The 21,461-nt window shown below is 35.0% G+C and carries 30 protein-coding genes; 6 read left to right on the top strand and 24 right to left on the bottom strand.

What is annotated here, in order from left to right:
- Positions 1 to 3 precede the first annotated feature (3 nt).
- The 24 genes from rplO to rpsL all read right to left on the bottom strand — a co-directional run bounded on the left by rplO (position 4) and on the right by rpsL (position 12,316).
- Entirely contained in the window at positions 4 to 456 is a 453-nt protein-coding gene (rplO, locus tag LG651_RS05840) for a 50S ribosomal protein L15 (RefSeq protein WP_226695202.1), read from the bottom strand.
- A gap of 16 nt (positions 457 to 472) precedes the next feature.
- Complete coding sequence (gene rpmD, locus LG651_RS05835; protein ID WP_044626923.1) at positions 473 to 652, bottom strand: 50S ribosomal protein L30; 180 nt, start codon at positions 650 to 652, stop codon at positions 473 to 475.
- A 12-nt stretch (positions 653 to 664) separates the two neighbouring features.
- Positions 665 to 1,189: a 30S ribosomal protein S5 gene (gene rpsE, locus LG651_RS05830; RefSeq protein WP_044631107.1), complete on the bottom strand. Its 525-nt coding sequence runs from the start codon at positions 1,187 to 1,189 to the stop codon at positions 665 to 667.
- A gap of 6 nt (positions 1,190 to 1,195) precedes the next feature.
- Entirely contained in the window at positions 1,196 to 1,552 is a 357-nt protein-coding gene (gene rplR / locus LG651_RS05825; protein WP_044626925.1) for a 50S ribosomal protein L18, read from the bottom strand.
- Positions 1,553 to 1,563: 11 nt separating this feature from the next.
- On the bottom strand, positions 1,564 to 2,106 hold the full coding sequence (gene rplF / locus LG651_RS05820) for a 50S ribosomal protein L6 (protein ID WP_226695201.1): 543 nt from the start codon (positions 2,104 to 2,106) through the stop codon (positions 1,564 to 1,566).
- Positions 2,107 to 2,124: 18 nt separating this feature from the next.
- A complete protein-coding gene (gene rpsH, locus LG651_RS05815; RefSeq protein ID WP_044626927.1) occupies positions 2,125 to 2,523 on the bottom strand; it encodes a 30S ribosomal protein S8 in 399 nt (132 codons plus the stop codon).
- Positions 2,524 to 2,596: 73 nt separating this feature from the next.
- Positions 2,597 to 2,866, bottom strand: a complete 270-nt coding sequence (rpsN, locus tag LG651_RS05810) for a 30S ribosomal protein S14 (RefSeq protein ID WP_044626928.1) — start codon at positions 2,864 to 2,866, stop codon at positions 2,597 to 2,599.
- Positions 2,867 to 2,869: 3 nt separating this feature from the next.
- Positions 2,870 to 3,421, bottom strand: a complete 552-nt coding sequence (rplE, locus tag LG651_RS05805) for a 50S ribosomal protein L5 (protein ID WP_226543758.1) — start codon at positions 3,419 to 3,421, stop codon at positions 2,870 to 2,872.
- Between the two features lie 2 nt (positions 3,422 to 3,423).
- Positions 3,424 to 3,735, bottom strand: coding sequence for a 50S ribosomal protein L24 (gene rplX / locus LG651_RS05800; protein WP_226695200.1), 312 nt, complete (start codon positions 3,733 to 3,735; stop codon positions 3,424 to 3,426).
- 12 nt (positions 3,736 to 3,747) lie between these two features.
- Positions 3,748 to 4,116 (bottom strand): 50S ribosomal protein L14, encoded by a 369-nt coding sequence (rplN, locus tag LG651_RS05795; protein WP_027138502.1) that lies wholly within the window; start codon positions 4,114 to 4,116, stop codon positions 3,748 to 3,750.
- A gap of 2 nt (positions 4,117 to 4,118) precedes the next feature.
- Complete coding sequence (rpsQ, locus tag LG651_RS05790; RefSeq protein WP_044626931.1) at positions 4,119 to 4,376, bottom strand: 30S ribosomal protein S17; 258 nt, start codon at positions 4,374 to 4,376, stop codon at positions 4,119 to 4,121.
- Positions 4,377 to 4,388: 12 nt separating this feature from the next.
- Entirely contained in the window at positions 4,389 to 4,580 is a 192-nt protein-coding gene (rpmC, locus tag LG651_RS05785) for a 50S ribosomal protein L29 (protein ID WP_044626932.1), read from the bottom strand.
- Between the two features lie 12 nt (positions 4,581 to 4,592).
- Positions 4,593 to 5,012 carry a 50S ribosomal protein L16 gene (gene rplP, locus LG651_RS05780; protein ID WP_044626933.1) on the bottom strand — a complete coding sequence of 140 codons (420 nt, stop codon included), beginning with the start codon at positions 5,010 to 5,012 and terminating at the stop codon, positions 4,593 to 4,595.
- A 21-nt stretch (positions 5,013 to 5,033) separates the two neighbouring features.
- Complete coding sequence (gene rpsC, locus LG651_RS05775) at positions 5,034 to 5,753, bottom strand: 30S ribosomal protein S3 (protein WP_044626934.1); 720 nt, start codon at positions 5,751 to 5,753, stop codon at positions 5,034 to 5,036.
- Between the two features lie 9 nt (positions 5,754 to 5,762).
- Positions 5,763 to 6,170: a 50S ribosomal protein L22 gene (gene rplV, locus LG651_RS05770; RefSeq protein ID WP_226695199.1), complete on the bottom strand. Its 408-nt coding sequence runs from the start codon at positions 6,168 to 6,170 to the stop codon at positions 5,763 to 5,765.
- A gap of 6 nt (positions 6,171 to 6,176) precedes the next feature.
- Complete coding sequence (rpsS, locus tag LG651_RS05765; RefSeq protein WP_013869040.1) at positions 6,177 to 6,455, bottom strand: 30S ribosomal protein S19; 279 nt, start codon at positions 6,453 to 6,455, stop codon at positions 6,177 to 6,179.
- A 3-nt stretch (positions 6,456 to 6,458) separates the two neighbouring features.
- Positions 6,459 to 7,286 (bottom strand): 50S ribosomal protein L2, encoded by an 828-nt coding sequence (gene rplB, locus LG651_RS05760; RefSeq protein WP_044626936.1) that lies wholly within the window; start codon positions 7,284 to 7,286, stop codon positions 6,459 to 6,461.
- 10 nt (positions 7,287 to 7,296) lie between these two features.
- Positions 7,297 to 7,587, bottom strand: coding sequence for a 50S ribosomal protein L23 (rplW, locus tag LG651_RS05755; RefSeq protein ID WP_044631097.1), 291 nt, complete (start codon positions 7,585 to 7,587; stop codon positions 7,297 to 7,299).
- A 7-nt stretch (positions 7,588 to 7,594) separates the two neighbouring features.
- Positions 7,595 to 8,224 carry a 50S ribosomal protein L4 gene (gene rplD, locus LG651_RS05750; RefSeq protein ID WP_226695198.1) on the bottom strand — a complete coding sequence of 210 codons (630 nt, stop codon included), beginning with the start codon at positions 8,222 to 8,224 and terminating at the stop codon, positions 7,595 to 7,597.
- Positions 8,224 to 8,841, bottom strand: coding sequence for a 50S ribosomal protein L3 (gene rplC / locus LG651_RS05745; protein WP_226695197.1), 618 nt, complete (start codon positions 8,839 to 8,841; stop codon positions 8,224 to 8,226). The genes rplD and rplC overlap by 1 nt, the downstream gene beginning before the upstream one ends.
- A 151-nt stretch (positions 8,842 to 8,992) precedes the next feature.
- A complete protein-coding gene (gene rpsJ / locus LG651_RS05740; protein ID WP_044626940.1) occupies positions 8,993 to 9,298 on the bottom strand; it encodes a 30S ribosomal protein S10 in 306 nt (101 codons plus the stop codon).
- An 11-nt stretch (positions 9,299 to 9,309) separates the two neighbouring features.
- On the bottom strand, positions 9,310 to 11,436 hold the full coding sequence (gene fusA / locus LG651_RS05735) for an elongation factor G (protein WP_226695196.1): 2,127 nt from the start codon (positions 11,434 to 11,436) through the stop codon (positions 9,310 to 9,312).
- 6 nt (positions 11,437 to 11,442) lie between these two features.
- A complete protein-coding gene (rpsG, locus tag LG651_RS05730) occupies positions 11,443 to 11,919 on the bottom strand; it encodes a 30S ribosomal protein S7 (RefSeq protein ID WP_044631093.1) in 477 nt (158 codons plus the stop codon).
- Between the two features lie 22 nt (positions 11,920 to 11,941).
- Complete coding sequence (gene rpsL / locus LG651_RS05725; RefSeq protein WP_044626943.1) at positions 11,942 to 12,316, bottom strand: 30S ribosomal protein S12; 375 nt, start codon at positions 12,314 to 12,316, stop codon at positions 11,942 to 11,944.
- 299 nt (positions 12,317 to 12,615) lie between these two features.
- Here rpsL and LG651_RS05720 point away from each other — a divergent pair, with 299 nt between their 5' ends.
- The 6 genes from LG651_RS05720 (at position 12,616) to rlmB (ending at position 21,457) form a co-directional block, all read left to right on the top strand.
- Positions 12,616 to 14,298: a POTRA domain-containing protein gene (locus LG651_RS05720; protein ID WP_226695195.1), complete on the top strand. Its 1,683-nt coding sequence runs from the start codon at positions 12,616 to 12,618 to the stop codon at positions 14,296 to 14,298.
- Between the two features lie 240 nt (positions 14,299 to 14,538).
- Positions 14,539 to 17,769, top strand: a complete 3,231-nt coding sequence (locus LG651_RS05715; RefSeq protein WP_226695194.1) for a SusC/RagA family TonB-linked outer membrane protein — start codon at positions 14,539 to 14,541, stop codon at positions 17,767 to 17,769.
- Between the two features lie 14 nt (positions 17,770 to 17,783).
- On the top strand, positions 17,784 to 19,241 hold the full coding sequence (locus LG651_RS05710; RefSeq protein ID WP_226695193.1) for a SusD/RagB family nutrient-binding outer membrane lipoprotein: 1,458 nt from the start codon (positions 17,784 to 17,786) through the stop codon (positions 19,239 to 19,241).
- Positions 19,242 to 19,252: 11 nt separating this feature from the next.
- Entirely contained in the window at positions 19,253 to 19,996 is a 744-nt protein-coding gene (locus LG651_RS05705; RefSeq protein WP_226695192.1) for a BT_2262 family domain-containing protein, read from the top strand.
- Between the two features lie 64 nt (positions 19,997 to 20,060).
- Positions 20,061 to 20,540: a lipid-binding protein gene (locus tag LG651_RS05700; RefSeq protein ID WP_226695191.1), complete on the top strand. Its 480-nt coding sequence runs from the start codon at positions 20,061 to 20,063 to the stop codon at positions 20,538 to 20,540.
- A gap of 182 nt (positions 20,541 to 20,722) precedes the next feature.
- Positions 20,723 to 21,457 (top strand): 23S rRNA (guanosine(2251)-2'-O)-methyltransferase RlmB, encoded by a 735-nt coding sequence (rlmB, locus tag LG651_RS05695; RefSeq protein ID WP_226695190.1) that lies wholly within the window; start codon positions 20,723 to 20,725, stop codon positions 21,455 to 21,457.
- The last annotated feature ends 4 nt before the right edge of the window (positions 21,458 to 21,461 follow it).

Raw genomic sequence — 21,461 nt, 5'->3', positions numbered from 1 at the left:
GTCTTAAATTGTTACAGCTTCACCACCTGCGGCTTCAATAGCAGCTTTAGCGGAAGCAGTAAACTTATGAGCAGATACTTTTAATTTTGCTTTTAATTCACCACGACCTAATATTTTTACTAAATCGTTTTTACCAACTAAACGGTTTGCGAATAATGATTCAAAATCTACAGTATCATTAATTTTCTTGTCATCAACCAATTGTTGTAAAGTGTCTAAGTTTACACCTTGATACTCCACGCGGTTAATGTTTGTAAAACCAAACTTAGGAACACGTCTTTGAAGCGGCATTTGCCCACCTTCAAAACCTAATTTCTTAGAATAACCAGAACGCGATTTTGCTCCTTTGTGACCACGTGTAGCGGTACCACCTTTACCAGAACCTTGACCACGACCTACGCGCTTTCCTTGGCTTTTTACTGAACCTTGTGCAGGTTTTAAATTACTTAAATCCATTTTTCAGTTTTATTTTTTAAGCTTCTTCTACAGAAACTAAATGTGACACTTTTGCAACCATACCAAGAATGTTTGGTGTAGCTTCAAATTCTTTTACTTGTCCAATCTTTCTAAGACCAAGAGCTTCTAAAGTTCTTTTTTGTCTTAACGTACGATTGATTGCGCTTTTAACTTTTGTTACTTTAATCTTTGCCATTTCTGATTCTTATTAAGCGTTAAAAACTTGTTCAAGTGAAATCCCTCTATCCTTTGCAATAGTTTTCGCATCTCTTAATTGTAATAAAGCATCAAAAGTTGCCTTTACTACGTTATGCGGATTTGAAGACCCTTGAGATTTAGATAATACATCATGTACACCAACGGCTTCTAATACTGTTCTTACAGCACCACCGGCAATTACACCTGTACCAGGAGCTGCAGGAATAATGTTTACTCTTGCACCACCATATTTACCTTTTTGCTCGTGAGGTAAAGTTCCTTTAATAATTGGAATACGAACTAGGTTCTTTTTAGCATCTTCAACCGCTTTTGCAATCGCACTAGCTACGTCTTTAGACTTTCCTAAACCTTGTCCTACAACACCAGCTTCATCACCAACCACAACGATTGCCGAGAAACCAAATGCTCTACCACCTTTAGTTACTTTTGTAACTCTCTGTACACCAACTAAACGATCTTTAAGATCTAATCCACTTGGTTTTACTAACTCTGCGCTTTTATATTTTTGAAACATAATATCTTAGAATTTAAGTCCTGCTTCTCTAGCTCCTTCAGCTAATGATTTTACTCTACCATGATATAAATAACCACCTCTATCGAAAGCGATAGTTTCTATACCTGCTTTAAGTGCTTTCTCAGCTATAGCCTTACCTACTAATTTAGCAGCTTCAACTTTATTAACTTTAGCAGTATCTATACTTTTATCTCTTGAAGATGCCGATCCTAGTGTTACACCAGTTACATCGTCAACTATTTGAGCATAAATTTCTTTATTACTTCTGTAAACAGCTAATCTAGGTCTTGCTTCTGTACCAGAAACAACCTTACGAATTCTGTTTTTTATTCTTAATCTTCTTTCGTTCTTTGTTAATGCCATAACTAAATTTATTAAGCTGATTTACCTGCTTTTCTTCTAATTTCCTCACCAACAAACTTAATACCTTTTCCTTTGTAAGGTTCAGGTTTTCTAAAGCCACGTATTTTAGCAGCTACTTGACCAACAAGTTGTTTGTCAAAAGAAGTTAGTTTTACAATTGGATTCTTACCTTTTTCTGAAACAGTTTCCACTTTAACTTCTGGAGCAATGTCCATAACGATATTGTGTGAGAAACCTATAGCAAGGTCTAACTTTTGTCCTTGGTTTGATGCTCTATAACCTACACCAACCAATTCTAATTCTTTAGTCCACCCTTTTGATACACCATCAATCATGTTAGCAATTAACGCTCTATATAAACCGTGTTTAGCTTTGTGATCTTTAGTTTCAGCAGAACGAGAAACAACTACGTTTGCATCTTCTACTGCAATTTCAACTGTATCGAAACTTTGAGTTAATTCTCCTAATTTTCCTTTTACAGTTACAGCGTTATCTTTAACACTAACTGTTACACCTTCTGGAATGGCTACTGGATTTTTTCCTATTCTTGACATTTCTTTTAGGTTTTAAAATTAGTAAACGTAACATAAAACTTCGCCACCTACATTTTCTTTTTTGGCTTGTTTACCTGTCATTACACCATGAGATGTAGAAACGATGGCAATACCTAAACCATTAAGAATTCTTGGTAACTCATCGGCACCAGCATACTTACGTAAACCTGGAGTACTAATGCGTTGAAGCTTTTTAATTACTGGTTCTTTTGTTTCTTTGTTGTACTTAAGAGCAATTTTAATTGTTCCCTGTACAGTTGAATCATCAAACTTATAACTTAAAATATATCCTTGCTCGAATAATATTTTAGTTATGTTTTTCTTTAAATTAGAAGCAGGAATCTCAACCACTCTGTGGTTAGCACGCACTGCGTTTCTAATTCTAGTAAGATAATCCGCGATTGGATCTGTATACATATTTATTAATTTGCGGTAGTGGTTTTCAAGAAACTCTTTCTCTTGAACCTAAAACCAATTTATAATTCTTTTTTTACCAACTAGCTTTTTTAACCCCTGGGATTAAGCCTTTGTTAGCCATTTCTCTAAACATAACACGAGAAATACCAAAGTTTCTCATGTAACCTTTAGGTCTTCCTGTAAGCTTACATCTATTATGCATGCGAATAGGCGAAGCATTTTTAGGTAACTTTTGTAATGCTTCGTAATCGCCAGCTTCTTTTAAAGCTTTACGTTTCTCAGCATACTTAGCAACTGTTTTAGCTCTTTTTACCTCACGGGCTTTCATTGATTCTTTAGCCATATCTTAGTTCTTTTTAAAAGGTAATCCTAATTCGGTTAATAATGATTTTGCTTCTTTATCTGTTTCGGCAGAAGTTACAAATGTAATATCCATACCTGAAATTTTGTTTACCTTATCGATATTTATTTCAGGGAAGATAATTTGTTCTGTGATTCCTAAGTTGTAGTTACCACGACCATCGAAACCTGTAGCTTTAATTCCGTTAAAATCTCTTACACGAGGTAAAGCAGAAGTTACTAATCTATCTAAGAATTCGTACATTCTTTCACCACGTAAAGTTACTTTAGCGCCAATAGGCATGCCTTTACGTAATTTAAAAGAAGCAACGTCTTTTTTAGATAAAGTTGCTACGGCTTTTTGTCCAGATATTGTAGTTAATTCTTCTACAGCGTAGTCGATTAATTTCTTATCTGCAACTGCAGCACCAACACCTTTAGATATTACTATCTTTTGTAATTTTGGAACTTGCATTACATTTTGATATCCAAATTCGTCTGTAAGAGCTGCAATTACTTTGCTTTTATACTCTTCTTTAAGTCTAGGTGAATATGCCATAACTATATTACTTCATTAGATTTTACTGAGAATCTCACTTTCTTATCACCTTCTACTCTGTAACCTACACGAGTTGTTTCACCTTTAGCAGTTAACAACGATAAGTTAGAGATGTGAATTGGCGCTTCCTTCTCTACAATACCACCTTGCGGGTTTTGAGCACTTGGTTTAGTGTGTTTCTTAACCAAATTTACACCCTCAACAATGGCTTTGTTTTTTTCTATTAATACCTTCTGTACTTTACCTTCCGAACCTTTATGATCTCCAGCTATTACTTTTACGGTATCTCCAGTTTTAATTTTAAGCTTTGTCATCTTAATAATGTATTAAAGCACTTCTGGTGCTAATGATACAATTTTCATGAATTGTTTATCACGAAGTTCTCTAGCAACAGGACCAAATACACGTGTACCTCTCATCTCACCCGCTGGGTTTAATAATACACAAGCGTTATCGTCGAATCTAATATAAGATCCATCTGGTCTTCTTACTTCTTTTACAGTACGAACTACTACTGCAGTTGATACGGCACCTTTTTTAATGTTACCGTTTGGTGTAGCATCTTTAACAGAAACTACAATTTTATCACCAACAGAAGCGTATCTTCTTTTAGTACCACCTAGAACACGAATGGTTAAAACCTCTTTTGCTCCAGTGTTATCTGCTACTTTTAATCTTGATTCTTGCTGTACCATAATTATTTCGCTCTTTCAATTATTTCAACTAATCTCCAACATTTAGATTTACTTAAAGGTCTTGTTTCCATGATTCTTACAGTATCTCCTTCGTTGCAGTCATTTTTCTCGTCGTGCGCAACATATTTTTTTGTTTTTAACACGAACTTTCCATACATAGGGTGTTTTACTTTTTTCACCTCAGAAACCACAATCGATTTCTGCATTTTGTTACTTGTAACAACTCCTATACGTTCTTTTCTTAAATTTCTTGTTTCCATATTTAAGCAGAATTATTGTGAATCTCTTTTAGTTAATTCGGTCGCAATTCTTGCAACAGTGCGTCTTGCACTACGTAATTGAATTGGATTTTCTAAAGGAGAAATTGCATGAGCCAATTTTAGGTCTGAATAACTCTTTTTTACTTCACTAAGTTTTTCTTGTAACTCAGCAACAGATAATTCTTTAATTTCTGATTGTTTCATAATCTTAAATTATTATGCTTCGTAATCTCTAGCGATTAAAAACTTAGTTTTAACTGGTAGTTTTTGTGCTGCAAGACGTAATGCTTCTTTAGCCACGTCTAATGGCACACCACCTATTTCAAAAAGTACTCTTCCTGGTTTTACAACAGCTACCCATAATTCTACGGCACCTTTACCTTTACCCATACGTACTTCAAGAGGCTTTTTTGTAATTGGCTTGTCCGGAAATATTTTAATCCAAAGTTGCCCTTCTCTTTTCATGTAACGTGTAGCGGCAATACGTGCTGCTTCAATTTGACGTGATGTTATAAATACAGAGTCTAATGCTTTTATTCCAAAAGTTCCGTTTGAAAGTTGGTGCCCTCTTCCGGCATTTCCTTTCATACGTCCTTTTTGCTGCTTACGAAATTTTGTTCTTTTAGGCTGTAACATGTTTCTTTACTTTATAAAAAATTACTTTCTACTGCGACGAGGTCCTTTGTTTCCGCGTCCAGCGCCACCTTTTCCTTGCTTTTTAGATAAACCTACAAGCGGAGAAAGCTCTCTTTTACCATATACTTCACCTTTCATGATCCATACTTTTACACCTAATCTACCATAAGTAGTGTGTGCTTCAACTAAAGCATAATCAATATCGGCTCTAAAGGTTGATAAAGGAATACGTCCTTCTTTGTAGTGTTCAGAACGTGCCATTTCAGCACCATTTAAACGACCACTAATTTGGATTTTAATTCCTTCAGCGTTCATACGCATTGTAGCAGCAATAGCCATTTTGATTGCACGACGATAAGAAATACGATTTTCTATTTGTCTTGCAATACTTGATGCTACTAAAAACGCATCTAGTTCAGGTCTTTTAATTTCAAAGATGTTAATCTGAACTTCTTTACCAGTAATTTTCTTAAGCTCTTCTTTTAACTTGTCTACCTCTTGTCCGCCTTTACCAATTATGATACCTGGGCGAGCTGTAGTGATAGTAACGGTTACAAGTTTAAGCGTACGCTCAATAATTACTCTACTTACACTAGCTTTAGAAAGACGTACGTGAACGTATTTTCTAATTTTATCGTCTTCGGCAAGCTTATCTCCATAATCATTACCTCCGTACCAGTTAGATTCCCATCCTCTGATAATACCTAAGCGATTTCCGATTGGATTTGTTTTTTGTCCCATACTTCTATCTTAGCTTTGTGTGTTATTGTTAGCACCAACCACTAATGTTACGTGGTTAGAACGTTTTCTAATTCTATGTGCACGACCTTGAGGAGCTGGACGTAATCTTTTTAACATAGATCCGCCATCTACTCTAATCTCTTTTACGAATAATTCAGCAGATTCAATATCAGCATCTTCGTTTTTAGCTTGCCAGTTAGCAATAGCCGAAAGTAATAACTTTTCTAAACGACCTGAAGCTTCCTTCTGATTGAATTTTAAGATATTTAGTGCATTTTCTACCTTTTCACCTCTTACTAAATCGGCTACTAAGCGCATTTTTCTTGGTGATGTAGGACAGTTATTAAGTTTTGCAAAAGCAACTTGCTTCTTTGCTTCCTTAATAGCGTCTGCCATTTGTTTTTTACGACTTCCCATAGCTTACTACTTTTTACCTTTATTTTTAGCACCTGCATGCCCACGGAATGAACGTGTTGGTGAAAATTCTCCTAATTTATGACCTACCATGTTTTCTGTTACATAAACAGGAACAAATTGACGGCCATTATGCACTGCTATAGTTTGTCCTACAAAATCTGGAGTTATCATACTAGCTCTTGACCAAGTTTTGATAACTGTTTTTTTGTTAGCCTCTACATTAGCAGCTACTTTTCTTTCTAATTTATAATGAACGTAAGGTCCTTTTTTTAATGATCTTGCCATGTCTTATTTCTTTCTACGTTCTACAATATATTTATTACTTGCTTTAGTTTTAGAACGTGTTCTAAATCCTTTAGCTGGAATACCGTTTCTAGAGCGTGGGTGACCACCTGAAGCACGTCCTTCACCACCACCCATTGGGTGATCGATTGGGTTCATTACTACTGGTCTAGTTCTTGGACGACGTCCTAACCAGCGCGTTCTACCTGCTTTACCACCAACAAGTAATTGGTGATCTGAATTCGATACTACACCTATTGTAGCCATACACGTTACAAGAATTAAGCGTGTTTCTCCAGAAGGTAATTTTACCGTAGCAAACTTACCATCTCTTGCCATTAATTGAGCAAATGCACCAGCACTACGAGCCATAACGGCACCTTGACCTGGACGCAACTCTAAACAAGAGATTATTGTACCTAATGGAATTTCACTTAGTGGCATTGCATTTCCTATTTCAGGAGCAATTCCTTCTGTACCAGACACTACATTTTGACCAACTTGTAAACCATTTTGAGCAATAATGTATCTTTTCTCACCATCTTGATAATTCAATAATGCGATAAAAGCTGTTCTGTTTGGATCGTACTCGATAGACTTAACTTCCGCTGGAATTCCAGTTTTATTACGTTTAAAATCGATAATACGATACTTTCTTTTATGACCACCACCAATATAGCGCATGGTCATTTTTCCTTGACTGTTTCTACCACCAGACCTTTTATTCGGAACAAGTAAACTTTTTTCCGGCTTATCAGTAGTTATGGCGTCATACCCATTTACTACTCTAAAACGCTGTCCTGGTGTGATTGGTTTTAATTTTCTTACTGACATTTTTGTCTAATTACATGTTACTGTATAAATCAATCATTTCACCTTCCGCCAGTTGTACTAATGCTTTTTTCTTAGCATTAGTTTTACCATGTTGAATACCAGTTTTTGTGTACTTAGTATTTCTATCTGGACGGATATTTATTGTACGAACTTTTTCAACAGAAACACCATATGCAGCTTCAACCGCATTTTTAATTTCTATCTTGTTCGCCTTTGTATTCACCTCGAAAGTGTAGCAGTTTCTTAACTCGCTATCAGCAGTCGCTTTTTCTGTGATTATAGGTTTAATTAAGATACTCATCTGTTTCTTATTTACTTAAGTTTGATTCAATTCCTTCTAAAGCGCCCTCTAAAAGAACCACTTGATTTGCATTTAAAATCTTGTAAGTATTTAATTCTGAAGAAGTTACAACTTCGGAACCTTTTAAATTACGCGATGACAAATATACATTATTATTTGACGCGCCCAACACAAACAAAGATTTTTTATTGTCTAATTCTAAGGCCTTTAACACAGCTGTAAAGTTTTTAGTTTTTGCTGTATCAAAATTAAAGTCTTCTAGAACAGTAATTGACTGCTCACCTGCCTTGATACTTAAAGCCGATTTACGTGCTAAACGCTTAAGGTTTTTATTAAGTTTGAAATTGTAATTTCTTGGTCTTGGACCGAACATACGACCACCACCTTTAAATACACCAGACTTAATACTACCTGCTCTTGCAGTACCGGTTCCTTTTTGTTTTTTAATCTTGCGAGTACTACCAGAAATCTCACCTCTTTCTTTAGATTTGTGAGTTCCTTGGCGTTGGTTTGCTAAATATTGTTTAACATCCAAATAAACCGCATGATTATTAGGCTCAATAGCAAACACATCGTTAGAAAGCTCTGCTTTTCTACCTGTGTCTTTTCCGTTTATATCTAAAACTGCTACTTTCATTACTTTCTAATAATTACGTAAGCGTTTTTATGTCCAGGAACACATCCCTTAACAACAAGTAAATTCTTTTCAGGAACTACTTTTAAAACTCTTAAATTTTGAACTTTCACTTTATCTCCACCCATTCTTCCGGCCATACGCATTCCTTTGAATACTCTAGCAGGGTAAGAAGCAGCACCAATAGAACCTGGCGCTCTTAAACGGTTATGCTGACCGTGGGTAGCTTGACCTACACCACCAAAACCATGGCGTTTTACAACACCTTGAAATCCTTTACCTTTTGATGTACCTGAAATATCAACAAATTCACCTTCAGCAAAGTGATCTACTGTTATAGCATCACCTAATTTGTACTCCTCATCAAAACCTTTGAATTCAACAACCTTGCGTTTTACAGAAGTACCCGCTTTTTTAGCATGACCTAAGTCTGCTTTTGTAGCGCTTTTTTCTGTCGCGTCATCGAAACCTAATTGAACAGCTTCATAGCCATCAACCTCTTCAGTTCTGACTTGGGTAACGATACATGGTCCAGCTTCGATTACTGTACAAGGGATGTTTTTCCCGTTTTCGTCGAAAATGCTGGTCATACCGATTTTTTTTCCAATTAACCCAGACATAATTTAATTATTAATTTATTTATTACTTATTTAAAAAAAATTCAAGGACAAAATACGCTTCGTCCTTGAATTGTATTTTTGCCGTTTTTCCCGCGACCGCATCGGTGGGACATGTTTTTATAATTCCGAATTCAGAATTCTGAATTTAGAATTAAACTTTTATCTCAACTTCCACTCCACTTGGTAACTCAAGTTTCATTAACGCATCAATTGTTTTTGATGACGACGAGTAGATATCTAATAATCTTTTGTAAGAAGATAATTGAAACTGCTCTCTAGACTTTTTGTTAACGTGCGGAGAACGTAGTACTGTAAATAATTTTTTGTGAGTTGGTAATGGAATTGGTCCAGTTACAACAGCACCAGTACTTTTTACTGTTTTTACGATTTTATCAGCAGATTTATCTACTAAATTATGATCGTAAGACTTTAATTTTATTCTGATTTTTTGACTCATTTTCTTAGATTTTAGGCTTCAACTCCTTTAGCTGCTTTAATTACCTCTTCTGAAATGTTTGATGGAGTTTCAGCGTAGTGTGAAAATTCCATTGTAGAAGTAGCACGACCAGAAGATAATGTTCTTAACGTGGTTACATAACCAAACATTTCTGATAAAGGCACAATAGCTTTAACTGTTTTTGCACCGTTACGATCTCCCATGTCGCTTACTTGACCTCTACGACGGTTTAAATCTCCAACGATATCACCCATGTTTTCTTCAGGAGTAATAACTTCTAATTTCATCATAGGCTCCATAATTACGGCTTTTGCAGCTTTTGCAGCAGCTTTAAATCCTAACTTGGCAGCCAATTCGAATGATAATTGATCAGAATCCACATCGTGGTAAGAACCATCAGTTAAAGTTACTTTCATAGCATCTACTTCGTAACCTGCTAATGGACCATTTACCATTGCCATTTGGAAACCTTTCTCAATAGATGGGATAAATTCCTTAGGAACGTTACCACCTTTAATTTGAGATTCGAAAACTAAACCTTCAGTTCCTTCTTCAGCTGGCTCTAATGTAAATACAATATCTGCAAATTTACCACGTCCACCAGATTGCTTTTTGTAAACCTCTCTGTGTTCTGCACGTTGCGTAATAGCTTCTTTATACTCTACTTGTGGCTGACCTTGATTTACTTCAACCTTAAACTCACGCTTAAGACGATCTACAATAATATCTAAGTGAAGCTCACCCATACCAGATATAATTGTTTGACCCGAAGCCTCATCGGTTCTTGCTGTAAATGTTGGATCTTCTTCAGCTAATTTAGCTAAAGCCATACCTAACTTATCAACATCGGCCTTAGTTTTAGGCTCTACCGCGATACCAATAACTGGATCTGGGAAATCCATAGATTCAAGAACAATTGGGTTCTTTTCATCTGATAAAGTATCACCTGTTTTAATATCTTTAAAACCTACTGCTGCACCTATATCTCCCGCTTCAATAAAATCGATAGCATTTTGTTTGTTAGAATGCATTTGGTAGATACGAGAAATACGCTCTTTTTTACCTGAACGGTTATTTAAGATGTAAGAACCTGCATCTAAACGACCAGAATAAGCACGGAAGAAAGCTAAACGACCTACGAAAGGATCGGTTGCAATTTTAAATGCTAATGCTGAGAAAGGATCTTTTGCATCTGGCTTACGCACCGCATCTTCACCTGTGCTAGGGTTTGTTCCTACAATATTATCTCTATCTGTTGGAGAAGGTAAATAACGACATACAGCGTCTAATAAGAACTGAACACCTTTATTTTTGAAAGCAGAACCACAAATCATTGGAATGATAGCCATATCCATTACAGCAGCTCTAAGTGCAGCATGCACTTCTTCTTCTGTTATAGAATCTTCATCTTCCATGAATTTCTCTAAAAGGTTCTCATCGTAAGTTGCAACTTCTTCAATTAAAAGCGCACGGTACTTACGAGCTTCCTCTTTCATATCTTCAGGAATATCAATAACGTCAAACGTTGCTCCCTGAGTTTCATCGTGCCATACAATAGCACGGTTTTTCACTAAATCAATAATACCTTTAAAGTCTGCTTCGTCACCAATATTTAATACAATTGGCACAGCGTTAGACTTTAACATATCTTTTACCTGCTGGCAAACTGCTAAGAAATTAGATCCTTGACGGTCCATTTTGTTAACAAAACCAATACGAGGCACTTTATAGTTATCTGCAAGTCTCCAGTTAGTTTCAGATTGTGGTTCAACACCATCAACTGCACTAAATAAGAATACTAAACCATCTAAAACACGTAAAGAACGGTTTACCTCTACGGTAAAATCAACGTGACCCGGAGTATCAATAATATTAAAATGATAATCTTTTGTTTGAGGTGTTGGTTTTGCATTTTCTAATGGAAACTTCCAAGTACAAGTAGTAGCAGCAGAAGTAATTGTAATACCTCTTTCTTGCTCTTGTTCCATCCAGTCCATTGTTGCAGCACCATCGTGAACTTCCCCTATTTTATGAGAAACCCCAGTGTAATAAAGGATACGCTCTGTTGTTGTTGTTTTACCAGCATCAATATGAGCTGCAATACCAATGTTTCTTGTAAATTTTAAATCTCTTGCCATGTTATTTTAGAATCTAAAGTGTGAGAATGCTTTGTTAGCTTCTGCCATTTTATGAGTATCAACTCTTTTCTTAACCGCCGCTCCTTCTTCTTTAGCTGCTGCTAAAATTTCTGAAGCCAAACGTAAGGCCATAGATTTTTCGTTACGCTTTCTAGCATAACCAATTAACCATTTCATTGCTGTTGAAACTTTTCTATCTGGACGAATTTGCATTGGAATTTGGAATGTAGCACCACCAACACGACGACTACGCACTTCTACGTGAGGCATCACATTTGACAAAGCATCTTTCCATAACTCTAAAGCTGTTTTTTCTTCATCTGTTTTCTTTTGATCTACGATATCAATTGCATCGTAGAACACCTTAAAAGCGACAGACTTCTTCCCATCCCACATCATCATGTTAACAAAACGAGTTACTAACTGATCGTTAAAACGTGGATCTGGTAAAAGCGGTCTTTTTTTCGCTGCTCTTTTTCTCATGTCTTCTTCTTAAAGTTTTAAATTACTTTTTAGGGCGTTTTGCACCATACTTAGATCTACGTTGCGTTCTACCCTGAACACCTGCGGTATCCAATGCACCACGAACAATGTGATATCTAACTCCTGGTAAATCTTTTACCCTTCCACCTCTAACCAATACTATCGAGTGCTCTTGTAAATTGTGACCTTCACCACCGATGTATGCGTTAACCTCGTTACCGTTTGTTAAACGAACCCTTGCCACCTTACGCATTGCTGAGTTAGGTTTTTTAGGTGTTGTTGTATAAACACGAGTACATACACCACGTCTTTGTGGACACGAATTTAAAGCAGCCGATTTACTCTTCTTGGTTATTTTGGCTCTTCCTTTTCGTACTAATTGTGAAATTGTTGGCATATATTTTATACTAATTTTTTATAATCCCTCGTTAAAAGGGCTGCAAAGGTAGAAATTTTATTGAATAATTCAAATCCTAATTCATTAATTTTCATATCATAGGCATTTTTTTCATCTAAACGTTTTTTACAGACGCATTGTACTAATAAGTTTTTAAATAACATTAACCTTAAACATATTACTTTAATAATATTATTTAAAAAATATATTTTTATAATTTCACCACATTATATCTATTAGTTTTACGTTAGTTTTACATTAGTTTTACATTAATAAATCCAAAAATTTAGTTCACAGATTTGCGTTTTTTACTACTTATTATTTGCACTCTTGTTTTTGGATCGGCGTATTCACAAAACATTAATTTAAAGATATTTGGTAAAACAGACCTTGAAACCAAAATTATTGATTCAACAAATTACACTAAAACCCACCCAAACACCCTATTTATAAAAAATGAAATTGAAACTATTACCCGTACATTAGAAAAAAAAGGATATATCGAATTAAAACCAAACAAGCTTAAAAAGATAAACGATTCCTTATTCACAATTCAATTATCCTTATACAAACGATATAAACAATTAAGAGTTTACTACGAGGAATTATATTTAAAAGAAGACATAATAAATAAAATATCGAAAAACTACACTCGCAGCTACTTTGATTTGCCTTTTTTAGAAATTGAAAACAGTTTAAACTACTTAAATCGTGAAATCGCCAAAACAGGATTCCCGTTTACTAAGCTAAAACTTTCCAATTTCACTATTAACAAGGATTTGGTAGAAGCAAAGTTAACTGTAATAAATTCAAGAAAAAAAAGAGTAGTTAATAACATTATTATTAAAGGTTACGAAAAATTCCCCAAAACGTATTTAAAACATTATTTAAAAATTAAACAAAACCAGTTATTTAACTTAGCTGAGATACAAACTAAAACCAATCAATTAAATAATTTAAACTTTGCAAACAAATTAAAGTCTCCTGAAGTCCTTTTTACCCAAGACTCTACAACCTTATATTTATACATTGATAAAATACCAAGCAACAATTTTGATGGTTTTTTAGGCTTTGGAACCAATGAAGAAACCAATAAAATTCAATTTGATGGCTATTTAAGTTTAAATCTCGTAAACAACCTTAATTTCGGAGAATCTTTAAATATATTTTATAAAAGCGATGAAAACGACCAACAAACCTTCGAAATAAACACTAAAGCCCCCTATTTGTTTAACACGCCGATAGGAATTGATTTAACCTTACGCATATTTAAAAAAGACTCTTCCTTTACAACCGCCAATCAAAGCGCTAAACTTAACTATCAAATAAATGCTAAACACAAAATATCTACAGGAATTAACAGCACCACATCAAGCAATTTACTTAACACAACACAAAACACAAACATTGACGATTACGAATCAACCTTCTACACTTTAAATTACGAATACCTAAGTTTAAATTCAAACAACCTGCTTTTCCCAATTAAATCCAAATTTTATATTGAAGGCGGCTTAGGAAATAGAAAAACCAATATTAACAACCAACAACAATCACAATTTACACTTGAAGCTTTCAATATATTTTACTTAAATAATAGAAATAGTTTTTTTTTAAAAACAAACAACGCTTTGTTATCATCCAACGCATACTTCGAAAACGAACTCTATCAATTCGGTGGAATAAATTCTATACGCGGTTTTGAAGAAAACAGCATTTACGCAAACCTATTTAGCGTAATAAACACAGAATATCGCTATCAGCTATCTAGTAATATTTACATCAATACTATTTTTGATGCAGCCTATTTTGAAAACAACATAACATCAACTAAAGAGAAACTATTGGGCTATGGCTTAGGACTAGGAATCCTAACAAAATCAGGGCTTTTTAAATTAAACTATGCAAATGGCAAATTTGAAGATTCTAATTTTAATTTTTCAAATTCCAAGATACACATTAGCTTAAAAACCAGTTTTTAACTAAAAAATTAAATACAAAAAAGCTATTTTTAACATAACATCTTCATTATTCCACACTTATGCCTTAAAAATCATAACCAAAACAAAGAACACAGCCAGCTAAAGATTATACTATAAACTTAAAAAATCGTTGCTATTATGTTAACGTTTTTCCCTTTTTTCTAAATTTTAACTTGTTTTTGTTGTTTTATTAACTAATAATTAAGATTTTTGGCATTGACTAATTCAAATAATTTTAAAATGAAAACAAAGTTTAGTGGAATTTTAACGCTATTACTAGCGTTTGTTGTGCAATTAACTTTTGCACAAGAAAAGACAATTTCAGGTATAGTTTCAGATGGTACTGGACTACCTCTGCCTGGAGCAACTGTCTTAGTAAAAGGTACCTCTTCTGGTACATCTTCAGATTTCGATGGTAAATATGCAATTAAAGCCAATACGGGAGACATTCTTGTATTCAGTTTTGTTGGATATTCTTCCAAAGAAATCACAGTAGGTGCTTCGAGCACAATCAATGTTACCCTTTCGGAAGATGCTGCAGCATTAGAAGAAGTTGTGGTAACTGCATTTGGTAGTGGTGACAGAAACGCAAGAGAAGTTGTTTATGCTAACCAAGTGGTGAAATCGGAAGACTTACTTTCTACACCAAGTAAAAATGCTTTAGAAGCATTAAGAGGTAAAACTGCCGGTGTTAGATTATCTACTGGTTCTGGTTCTGTAGGTGCTTCTACAAGAATTGTATTAAGAGGTGAAGGTTCTCTTACAGGTAACAACAACGCCTTAATAGTTGTCGATGGTGTTGCTATTGATAACACCGCTACTTCTGGTGGAGCTGGTGCTTCAACTACAGGATATGCCGATTTCGGAAACAGATTTAATGATATTAACCCAGACGATATTGAATCTGTAACAATCCTTAAAGGTCCATCAGCGACTTCTCTATATGGTTCACGTGGTGCCTCTGGTGTTGTTTTAGTTACAACAAAAAGCGGTCAAGGTAACAAAATGAAAGTTACTTACAATGGCTCTACTTCTATGGAAACGGCTATTGTACTTTTACAACGTCAAAGCAAATTTGGCCAAGGTTACGATAATGCTCATTTAGATTCTGGTGAAAACTGGGCTTGGGGTCCTGCATTCGATGGTGTAGTAAGACCTTGGACTACACCAATTGATTCTGATGGCGATGGTGCTTTAGAAGCTCTAACAAGACCTTACAGCGCTGTTCAAAATCAACTTCAAGATTTCTTCAATACAGGTTATACTACAACCAACAGCTTAAACTTTTCTGGTTCTAATGAAGGGTTTTCATACTTTGCATCTTATGGTAATACCGACCAAACAGGTACTCTTGATAACACGTACTACAAAAGAAATAACCTAACTTTTAAGGCTTCTGCTCAATTAAGCCCTAAACTTCGTTCAGATTTTAAAATAAGTTATGCTAACGTGAAGCAAAACACAGCTCAAGAAGGTTCTCGTGCTTTTGAAGGTAACAACGCATATGCAATGGCTGTTCAAAGTCCGGTTAACATTCCGTTTAACGAACTTAGAGACTACACAAGCCCTTTCCATGACATTAATGGTTACTGGGGGTCTTATTCTTCTGTAAATCCTTATTATATTTTAAACGAATATGGTAACGAAGGGAATATCGATAACATTATTGGTAATGCTGCTTTAACTTACAACTTTTTAGATAATTTATCAATTTCTGGACGTTTTGGTGGTAACATTGTGAACACACAAACAGATGTATGGACACCAACTTTCACTCCAGCTGAACAATTAGTTTGGACAGATGATTTCGGACTTGCTACTCGAAATTCTAAACATAGTTCTTTAGGTGAATACATTAATTACAACAGTAAAGTAGAAAACCTAGATGCAACAATTATGGTTAACTATAACACCGATATTACAGAAGACTTGAGCTTCAGTATTGCAGGTGGTTATAACTTCTTCCAAAGAACAAGACAAGATATAACTGGTAGTTCAGTAGGTGGTTTAGTTGTACCTGGAGTTTACAATTTATCTAATAGTGCACAAACACCAACATCTGATATGTACAGATCTAAATATCGTATTTATGGTGTTTTAGGTAACGCAACGATTGGATACAAAAACGCAGCATTTTTAGAATTATCTGCCAGAAATGACTGGTCATCTACACTTCCTTCAGCAAACAATTCGTTTCTATACGGTGCAGTCGGTGGTTCTGTAATTTTTACAGATTTATTAAATATTAAAAACGATGTTTTAAATTACGGAAAATTAAGAGGAAGTTATGGTACATCTGGTAAAGATGCAGGTCTTTACCTATTAAACTCTTACTTCGTAGGTAACCCTTCAATAGTAAATTTAGGTGACTACGAATTGTTTTTCCCTAAAAACGGTGTTGCTGGTTTCTCTATAGGTAATACAATTGGAAACCCAACACTTAAGCCAGAGCTTACAACGACTTACGAAGTTGGTGCCGATTTAGGATTCTTTGGAAATAAAGTTAATGTAGAGTACACATACTATCACTCTATTCACGACGATCAAATTGTAACTATTAGTTTACCACGTTCTACAGGATATACTCAAACTGTAAGTAACATTGGTAGAATGGAAAACAAAGGTCATGAACTTACATTATCTTTAGAGCCTCTAAAAGGTGTTGTTGAAGGACTTGACTTTGAAGTATTTGGTACATATACCAAAAACGAAAACGAAGTTATCAAAATCACCGACGATATTGATGAATTAACAGTAGGTACTTTCGGTTTTGCTGCCGGTACTACAGTAACTATTGTAGCTAAAGAAGGTCTTCCATTTGGTACTTTTAAAGGAAACGATTTTAAAACTAACGAAAACGGAGAAGTAATAGTTGATGCCAATACAGGTTACCCAGTTTATACTGATGAAGACGTTTACTTAGGTTCTTACCAGCCAGATTACTTATTAAGCTTTGGTGCTAACATTAAGTACAAAGGATTTGGATTAAGAATGCTTTTCGATAAAAAAGAAGGTGGTAAATTTGCATCACAAACTAAGTACAACACCAACTTTAATGGTACCAACGTTAATACAACAGTGTATAATAGAGAGCCTTTCATTTTCCCTAACTCTGTTATAGATAATGGAGACGGAACATACTCCGAAAACACTAATGCAATAACAGAACAAAATTATTTCACAGATTACGACCCACCTGTTTCAACGCAATTAATCGATGCGAGTTACTTGAAACTAAGAGAAGTTGAATTAAGTTATAGTTTCCCTAAAAGTTTTACAGACAATACATTTTTATCAAGTGCTAGAATCGCACTATACGGTAAAAACCTTTGGTACTGGTTACCTGAAGAAAACAAATATGCCGATCCAGAAGTAAACGGACCAGCATTAACTGGTAACGCTCAAGGTATTGAAACGACACAAACTCCTTCTTCAAGAAGTTTAGGACTTAACTTACAATTATCATTTTAATAAAAAATAATACGATGAAGAACAAATTCAGTATATTTCTAATTCTATTATTAACACTTAACTTTTCATGTAATGATAGTTTAGAAGAAGTTAATATAGACCCCAACACATTCCCTTCTGCTGGTGACCCACAAATTTTAAGTGCTGCCATAGGATTTATGGGATATATAGTTGAAACCGATTTAAATTATAGCGAATCATTCGTTTGGAGCCAATACTATACATGGGGTATAGGTGTATCAATAGGTAACGAAGAACGTTATGTATCAGTAGCCGGAGATTTTGACGGCTATTGGCAACGTGCTTACGCTAATTCTTTAGCAGATTTAGATTATATTACAAAAAACAGTACATCTGCAGCTTATAGAGGTGTAGCCAATGTTTTAAAGGCTTACTTATATCAAGGATTAGTAGATCACTTTGGAGATATTCCATTTACAGAAGCAGTTTCTGGAGCTATTGAAGATGGATCAAACTTAACTCCTAATTACGATTCTGCTGAAACCATTATTTACCCTGGTTTAGTTACTATATTAGACGAAGCCTTAGCTGATCTTGATGTTGCTGAAACAGAATTAATTGGAGAAGATGATTTTATTTACGAAGGAGACATTACAAAGTGGATAAAATTTGCAAACTCATTAAAATTACGTATTTTAATGAGAACATCAGAGGTTAGTCCTCAAGGTGCCGCTATTCAATCTCTAGTTTCAACTGGAACTTTTATTGAGTCTGAAGATGACATGCCGTTCATTCCTTTTTCTGGAGTATCAGGTGATCAAAACCCAATGTTTGCCAGAGCAGAGTTTGGTGTAGGTATGTTCTATTTCGCGAGTAATGCAACATTAAATGTATTACAGGATTTAAATGATCCTAGAGACGAGGTATTCTATACATTGGCTACAACAGGTGATTTTGAAGGTAATTTACATGGTATTGACCAAGGTACAGTTGATAATGAAGATTTCACAAACCCATCTTCAAATTATAGTTTAGCTTCTGACTATGCCTATGGAGATTCTAAACCAGTAATATTAATGAGTCCATGGGAAGTTTGGTTCCTAAGAGCCGAAGCTGCAGCTCGCTATGGCACTGCAGACGATGAAACTACTGCCTTTGAAACAGCAGTATTATCAAACTTTACGTACTTAGGATTAGACGGAACTTCGTATGTTTCAACATTAGGTTACTCTAGTGCTGATGCTTTGGATGACAAATTAGATTTAATAGGTGTTCAAAAATGGATTTCATTTAATGGAACTCAAGAAGATGAAGGTTGGATTGAAGCCAGAAGATTCGATAGACCAGCTAGTAGAATATTTACAGACGGTATATGGCAAACACCACCTTTATCAGTTTTACCTGCTGGAGAGTTTCCTTCTGCTTGGTTATACCCATCAACAGAACGTAGCTTAAACCCAAATGCTCCAGCTCAACGTGAAATTACCGATAATATTTTTTGGGATAATTAAAAATTGCAAATATGAAAAATTCAAAATTAATTTTAGTAACGTTATCAATCGTAGGATTGTTAGCTACCAGTTGTGATCCTAGTGTTGAATCTCCTGGTTCAGAAGACGTGTCTCAAGTTACGTATTTACCTAAAATCACTTTAGACGGTGATGTAAACACTGTACTTCCTTGTGATACAGAAACTTATTCAGACCCTGGTGCCATCGCTGAAGCAGGCGGCACAGAAATAGAATTATTTACAAGCATTTCTGGAACATATTATGGAGGAACTACAGTTGATGGTGCCGATATTTACAGTGTTTCTTACTCTGCTTATAACGACGATGGTATTCCTGCAACTGCATTTAGAGAAGTTGTTTGGGAACCTTGTAATGGTGATTTAGTTACAAGTATTGCAGGCGTTTATACTTGTAGCTCATTGGTGCGTTCTCCTGGATATGCTACCGCCGATATAGGTCCAATTATTATTAAAGACCTAGGAAATGGAATTTATGGTATTTCAGATGCTATTGGTGGTTGGTACGAACATGAGTACGGATATGGTCCTGATTATTCGGCAAAAGGTTTAACAATTGTAGCCAATGATATTGCAGCTAACGATTTCACATTAAACAACACAACTTCAACATTACCTTGGGGAGGAACTATTACGCTTTCTGAATTTACTGTTGATGCAGCTGCAGGTACAATATCTGTAACCTCTGAATGGCCTGCTTACGGCTATACTTGGAAATATACTTTAACTCAGATTTAATATTAAAACGAATAATATGAAATATAATATATTAAAAAAAACATGCTACATACTATTTAGTTTTGTGCTTGTATCCTCTATAGTCTCTTGTGATCAGGTTGAATCAATTCCAGATGAAAATGGAATTGTTGTTGACGAGATTGACGGCGGTTGGTGGATTATTGCCCTAGACCCAGATGGAACAACGCCTGCATACGGAGGAGATTATCAAAAAATTGATATTTATAATACATCAGAAAATGACAATACGTTTTGGTTAGATGACCATGGCTCATGGATGGAACTTAAAGCCAAAGCAACTTTAGATCTTGAGGCTTTAACTTTTTCAAGTGATGTAAATACTCCTGAATTATATACTGATGGCACCGTAACTATTACAAATGGTGTAATAACTAAAGATTCATACACAACTGCGACAGGAACAGTTGTTGATGCAATTATGTTCGAAGCAGAATTTAGTTGGGACCCTGGTACAGTTTATATTTTTAAAGGTCATCAAAGTACAGCAAAAGTTGATGACTTATATCCAACTTATTACGAGTAATTCAATTCTAAGTAAATTAGATAGCCGTTTAAATTAATTTAAACGGCTATTTTTTTTATTAAAAACTATATAATAACAAACCTTTAATAAGGTTCTTAACTTATAATACCAAAAGCTAATTATGTGGTTAAAGACGCAAAATAACCATACTAAAATGAAGTTCTTTTTATACCTTTACACCGATGGAAAATAGCACACAAATTTTTGGTATTCGCGCTATAATTGAAGCGATAAATTCTGGAAAAACTATTGATAAAGTTTTTTTACAAAAAGGTTTACACGGCGATTTATTTAACGAATTAGAGTCGTTAGTTAATAAAACAGGCATTGCCAAATCTTATGTTCCTGTAGAAAAACTAAACCGATTAACTAAAAAAAATCATCAAGGTGCTGTGGCACAAATTTCGCCTGTAGAATTTTATGATATCGAAAATTTAGTGGTTAACGTAATGGAGTCTGGTAAAACGCCTCTTTTCCTCCTACTCGATCAACTTAGTGATGTTAGAAATTTTGGAGCCATAATTAGAACTGCCGAATGTACTGGTGTTAGCGGTATAATTATACAAAAAAAAGGCGCTGCCCCTATTAATGGTGATACTATAAAAACTAGTGCCGGTGCCGTATTTAAAGTGCCAATTTGTAGAGTAGACCATATTAAAGATGCCGTATTTTATATGCAAGCATCGGGCATAAAAGTAATTGCTGCTACCGAAAAAACTAACAATACGATTTACGATGTTTCGTTTACAGAACCTTGCGCCATAATTATGGGATCGGAAGGCAGAGGTATTAATCCATCGGTATTAAAAGTGGCCGACGATAAAGCTAAATTACCCTTATTGGGCGACATTGAATCGTTAAATGTTTCTGTGGCATGTGGTGCATTTTTGTACGAAGCTGTTAGACAGAGACGATAATATT

The sequence above is a fragment of the Neotamlana sargassicola genome (genome assembly GCF_020523965.1).
GTDB lineage: Bacteria > Bacteroidota > Bacteroidia > Flavobacteriales > Flavobacteriaceae > Neotamlana > Neotamlana sargassicola.
Note: the sequence above shows the minus strand (reverse complement) of the source record. Positions and strands in the feature narration are given on the sequence as shown.